Source organism: Rhodoferax sp. UBA5149, from assembly GCF_002413825.1.
Classification (GTDB): Bacteria; Pseudomonadota; Gammaproteobacteria; order Burkholderiales; family Burkholderiaceae_C; genus Rhodoferax.
Window position 1 is genome coordinate 3,648 of record NZ_DHXT01000012.1, and the last position, 5,460, is coordinate 9,107.

Here is a 5,460-nt window from a genome sequence, read left to right on the forward strand (position 1 = left end):
GCGGCGGCGGCGGCGGTGGTGGTTACGGCGGTGGCGCTGGCGGCGGCGGCCGTAGCGGCGGCGGCGGCGGTGGTGGTTACGGCGGTGGCCGTAGCAGCTACTAAGCACTCGACTGGCTTACGCCAAGCGAAAATGAAAGGGCCCTTGTGGCCCTTTTTTCATTTCATCATCCACGACACGCTCAACACGCCCCACCCCGCTGCGGGTCAGGGCCGCTCAAGCATCCGTCGTACGACGTGGTTTTCGGGGTCGCCCGGCAAAAACCTTGTCAAACAGCCAATTGGGCAGCAGCCGCAGCACCTTGGCCACCAGCCCCATTTGCCAGGGAATCACACGGTAGCTGACGCCAGCCTCAATCGCCTTGAATGCTTTTTCAGAAAAATCATCCGGGCGCATCAGGAACGGCATGGCGTAGGCATTCTTCTGCGTCAACGGCGTATCGATATAGCCCGGGCACAGGGTCACCACTTTCACGCCGCTGCCCCGCAGCTCACCGCGCAGACACTCGCAATAACTGATCATGGCCGCCTTGCTCGGACAGTTCGCACCATGGCCGGGAAAGCCGCGGATCCCGTTCACACTGCCGATGCCCACCAGAATTCCCGAGCCGCGCTTGACCATGGCATCCAAAAAAGGGTGAAACGTGGCGACCGTGCCCATGTTGTTGGTGGCAAAGGTGCTGGCCATCACCGCCATATCGGCCCGCTGGGCCGTATCCACGCCAATGCTAATGCCAGCGCAGGCGATCACCACGTCGGGGACACCCTGCTGCTGCATGCAGGCCTGTCCCGCAGCCACAATGCTGTCAGATACAGAGACATCAGCACTATAAATTTGATAGCAATCTAGGCTTAATTGACAGGATCTGGCCCATGATTCGACCTCATGGGTGCGGCGTGCCACCAAGGCCAGCGCATAGCCTGCCTGGTAAAAGCGCCAGGCCAGTGCCTGGCCAATGCCACTGGACGCACCCGTGATAAAAACGAGTCTGGACATGGATAAGTGTCCTCCGGGCTGTCTATTTGGCGGCGTCAGGCACCAGCGTGCCCTTGACACGTCCCTTGAGCTGCATGACGCGGTCGAGATTGTCGAAATCCATCGTGTCTGCCGTGAAGTGGTCTTTACCACGTATCAGTTCCACCGGTTTGTGCGATTTGACGCGCTCGGTATTCATAAACGCATGAAGAAACTCGCCGCGAAACTCCATGCCAGGCTGCGGCTGCCCCGCCTTGTTGGTCACGGACTCGCGCACCACCCGGGCGTCGCCAAACAACTGCACTTCCGACGCATCACCATTGGTTAACGCGCGATTGGCGGATGCCGTGCTCAGGCGACCCTCTTCGTTAAATGAGCGGATGCGCACAAAATCGATTTCCAGCGTGTCCGTGTCAGGGAAGTGGCGGGCATCGCTCCCCAACACTTCACTCTTGAGGCGTCCCGCGCCATCAAAGGTCTTGACCGAAAACTTGCGCATGAAATAGTCGGGCTCGTGCCGGGCAGGCGCCTCCTGCTCGGGCGGCAGCGACAGCGGCGTGCTGCGAACCAGCCAGTAGGTTCCCAACGCCAGCACGCCCATGAGAATCACGGGCAGGTAGAGCGACAGGCGTTCCCACGCGGCACGTATCAGTTTTATCACCGCGTGCTTTCCTCCAGCAGACGGGCGTACTGGCCGCTAGCCACCAGCAGCAAATCACACAATTCTCTGACGGCGCCATCCCCGCCCCGGGCCTTGGTCACGTAATGCGAGGCCGCCTTGACCTCCTCATGGGCGTTGTGTGGCGCACAGGCCAGCGCGCAGCGCCGCATCACGGCAAGATCCGGCCAGTCGTCACCCATCGCTGCAGCCTGACCCCAGTCCAGCCCCAAGGCCTTGAGGGTTTGTTCGGCGGCTGGGCGTTTGTCCTCCGTGCCATAGTGCACATGCGCGATGCCCAGGGCTTCAAGCCGCAAACGCAGGGGTTTGGAGTCGCGCCCGGTGATGACCGCCGGGGTGATGCCGGCCCGCTGCAACAGCTTGAGGCCGTGGCCGTCCAGCGTATGAAAACGCTTGATCGTTTCGCCCGTTTCCATGAAGTACAGGCCGCCGTCGGTCAGGACGCCATCGACATCGAAGAACGCCACGCGAATGCCCTGCGCCTTGAGCAGCAACTCCGGGGGGAAATTGAGTGCGGGGGCCATCAGATTACCTTGGCCCGCATCAGATCGTTGCTGTTGAGGGCGCCGCACAGCTGACCCGCCGCATCCAGCACCAGCACGCTGGTAATGCAGTGGTGTTCCATCAATTCGGCGGCCTCCACCGCCAGGGCTGTGCTGGCGACTGTGCGCGGCTTGGGATGCATGACTTGCTGCGCGGTGGCGGCACGCAGATCAATGCCTTTCTCGACCAAGCGGCGCAGGTCGCCGTCGGTAAAAATCCCCAGCACGCTCATGTTGTCATCCACGACGGCCGTCGCGCCCAGGCCCTTGACGCTCATCTCGCGCATCAATTCGCTGAAACTGGCCTGCGGTCCGACCTTGGGTACGTCATCACCCAAGCGCATCACATCACTGACGTGGGTGAGCAGCTTGCGTCCCAGCGCGCCGCCGGGGTGGGAGCGCGCGAAATCTTCCGCCTTGAAGCCGCGCGCATCCAGCAAGGCGACGGCCAGCGCGTCGCCCAGCGCGAGCTGCGCCGTGGTGCTCGCCGTGGGCGCCAGGTTCAAGGGGCAGGCTTCTTTCTCGACGCCGCAATCCAGAAACACATCGGCATGGCGGGCCAGCGTCGATTCGGCCTTGCCCGCCATGGCAATCAGGGGCGCACCCATGCGCTTGAGCACGGGCAGGATCGCCGTCAGCTCTTCTGACTCGCCACTGTTCGAAATCGCCAGCACCAGATCGACCGGTTTGATCATGCCGAGGTCGCCGTGGCTGGCTTCGGCCGGGTGCACGAACATGGCGGGCGTCCCGGTAGAGGCCAGCGTGGCCGCTATCTTGCGCCCGATGTGGCCGCTCTTGCCCATGCCCATCACCACCACGCGACCCCGCACCAACAGCATCATCTCCACCGCACGGGCGAAAGAAGCGCCCAGGTGCTGCTTCAAACCCAGCACAGCGGCCGCCTCGATGTCCAGCGTTTCCCGTGCCAGGCGAATGGCCTGCTCCGCCTGAAAGGCCGCGGCCTGGTTTTGTTGACTAGTCATTGCCGCATTTTATCGGTCAGCGCGTCGCTGCTTGTTAGTATCTGGGAATGAGCCCGCTTGAACTGACGCTCCTCTACCTGCTGGCCGCCGTGCTGGGTGTGGTGGTGTGCCGCTCCATGAAACTGCCACCGATGCTGGGTTATCTGGCGGTGGGCGTGCTGATCGGACCCAACGCCCTGGCGCTGGCGCAAAACGCCGATGGCGTGCGCCATTTGGGCGAATTCGGGGTGGTGTTCCTGATGTTTGTCATCGGGCTGGAGTTCAACCTGCCCAAACTGCGTGCCATGCGCAAGCATGTGTTTGGACTGGGGTTTTTCCAGGTGCTGTTAACCATGCTCGGTGCCACCGCGGCCGCCCTCAGTCTGGCCGTCCTGGCGCCGACGCTTTGGGGTATGCGTTGGCAAACGGCGTTGGCCCTGTCGGGCGCACTGGCCATGAGCAGCACGGCCATTGTGGTCAAGCTGATGACCGAGCGACTGGAAATGGAATCGGAGCACGGCAAACGTGTCATGGGGGTGCTGCTGTTTCAGGACTTGGCCGTGGTCCCGCTGTTGGTCCTGATCCCGGCGCTGGGGGCTTCCGGCGAACAACTTTTCGCAACCTTGGTGATCGCGACCCTCAAGGCCACTGTTTTGATCACCTTGCTGCTGGTCGGTGGCCAGCACGTGATGCGCTGGTGGCTGACGCTGGTGGCCCGGCGCAAGAGCGAAGAGCTGTTTGTCCTGAATCTGCTGCTCATCACCCTGGGGCTGGCCTGGTTGACGGAGCTGGCGGGCCTGAGTCTGGCGCTGGGGGCTTTTATCGCGGGCATGCTGATCTCGGAGACGCAATACAAACAGCAGGTGGAGACCGATATCCGGCCGTTTCACGATGTCTTGCTAGGCCTGTTTTTCATCAGCATCGGCATGATGCTGGACTGGCGTCTACTGCTGGAACAATGGCCCCTGGTGCTCTTTCTGGTCACGCTGCCGGTGCTGTTCAAGGCCGCATTGGTGACCTTGCTGGCACGTCGGCTGGGCGCCATGACCGGCGTTTCGCTGCGCACCGGCCTGTACCTCGCGCAAGCCGGTGAATTCGGCTTTGTGCTGTTGACACTGGCACAGACCAACGCCCTGATACCGCCCGCGCTGCTGAACCCGATACTGGCGAGCATGGTGCTTTCCATGCTGGCCACGCCCTTCATCATTCTGTACAGCAACCAGATTGTGATGAAGCTGGTCAGCAGCGAATGGCTGCAGCAGTCCCTGCAAATGACCACCATTGCCCGCAAGTCGATCAACGCCAACAAGCATGTGATTATTTGTGGCTACGGCCGCTGCGGGCAGAACCTGGCCCGCATGCTGGAGCAAGAAGGCATCCCCTACATGGCGCTGGACCTCGACCCGGATCGGGTGCGCCAGGCCGCGGCCGCCGGTGACTCCGTGGTGTTTGGCGATGCCGCCCGCCTGCAGGCCCTGATGGCGGCGGGGCTGGCACGGGCCAGTGCCGTGGTCATCACCTACCTTGAGGTACCTGGCGCCATGAAGATACTGGCCCATACCCGGTCCCATGCACCCCAGGTGCCCGTCATCGTCCGCACGCAGGACGACCGTGACCTTGAAGCGCTGCAACAAGCCGGCGCCACCGAGGTGGTGCCGGAGGCGATCGAAGGCTCGCTGATGCTGGCCAGCCACGCCCTGGCACTGGTGGGCGTGCCGATGCGGCGTGTGATTCGCATCGTGCAAAACCAGCGTGATGCCCGCTACAACCTGCTTCGTGGCTACTTCCATGGGGCCGACGACGAATCGGTTGATGAACTCCATCAGGAACGACTGACGTCGCTGACCCTGCCTTTGGGCGCCAAGTCCATTGGCAGGCCAGTCAGCTATTCGGCCTTGCAGGCGCTGGATGTTCACATCGTCAGCCTGCGCCGCAGCGGCGGCAAAGTCGTGTCCATCGCGCAGGACCCGTTGATTGAAGATGGCGATACGCTGGTGCTCTCCGGCAAGGCCGAATCGCTGGCCATGGCCGAGCAGATATTGCTCAAGGGTTGAAGCGCCCTGGCCTTGCCGGATTCAGGCACGATGCACAATAGGGGTTCAAGCCCCTTTCGGTGATCCATGCAAAACCTCAGTGTCAACCAGTACCTTCGAGATCACATCCGCACCGTGCCTGACTGGCCCGCACCGGGGGTGCAGTTTCGCGACATCACACCGCTGTTGCAGGACGCCAAAGTATTCCGGATACTGATCGACGCGTTTGTCCACCGTTACATGGATCCCTCGATGCGACCCGATGTCGT

The 5,460-nt window shown here is 62.2% G+C and carries 5 protein-coding genes and 1 pseudogene; 2 read left to right on the forward strand and 4 right to left on the reverse strand.

The features are described from left to right. Positions 1–216: 216 nt before the first annotated feature. Genes B3V69_RS00835 through B3V69_RS00850 form a run of 4 tightly spaced genes read right to left on the reverse strand, consistent with a single transcriptional unit; the run spans position 217 to position 3,179 of the window. On the reverse strand, positions 217–996 hold the full coding sequence (locus B3V69_RS00835) for an SDR family oxidoreductase (protein WP_296442905.1): 780 nt from the start codon (positions 994–996) through the stop codon (positions 217–219). A 22-nt stretch (positions 997–1,018) separates the two neighbouring features. Next, a complete protein-coding gene (lptC, locus tag B3V69_RS00840) occupies positions 1,019–1,636 on the reverse strand; it encodes an LPS export ABC transporter periplasmic protein LptC (protein ID WP_296442907.1) in 618 nt (205 codons plus the stop codon). Beyond that, positions 1,633–2,178, reverse strand: a complete 546-nt coding sequence (locus B3V69_RS00845) for a KdsC family phosphatase (protein ID WP_296442908.1) — start codon at positions 2,176–2,178, stop codon at positions 1,633–1,635. The genes lptC and B3V69_RS00845 overlap by 4 nt, the downstream gene beginning before the upstream one ends. After that, positions 2,178–3,179 (reverse strand): KpsF/GutQ family sugar-phosphate isomerase, encoded by a 1,002-nt coding sequence (locus tag B3V69_RS00850; protein ID WP_296442910.1) that lies wholly within the window; start codon positions 3,177–3,179, stop codon positions 2,178–2,180. Before B3V69_RS00850 ends, B3V69_RS00845 begins: the two co-directional genes overlap by 1 nt. Before the next feature lie 47 nt (positions 3,180–3,226). Here B3V69_RS00850 and B3V69_RS00855 point away from each other — a divergent pair, with 47 nt between their 5' ends. Beyond that, entirely contained in the window at positions 3,227–5,212 is a 1,986-nt protein-coding gene (locus B3V69_RS00855) for a monovalent cation:proton antiporter-2 (CPA2) family protein (protein ID WP_296442912.1), read from the forward strand. 66 nt (positions 5,213–5,278) lie between these two features. Further along, positions 5,279–5,460, forward strand: a pseudogene (locus B3V69_RS00860) (adenine phosphoribosyltransferase); the annotation flags it as partial.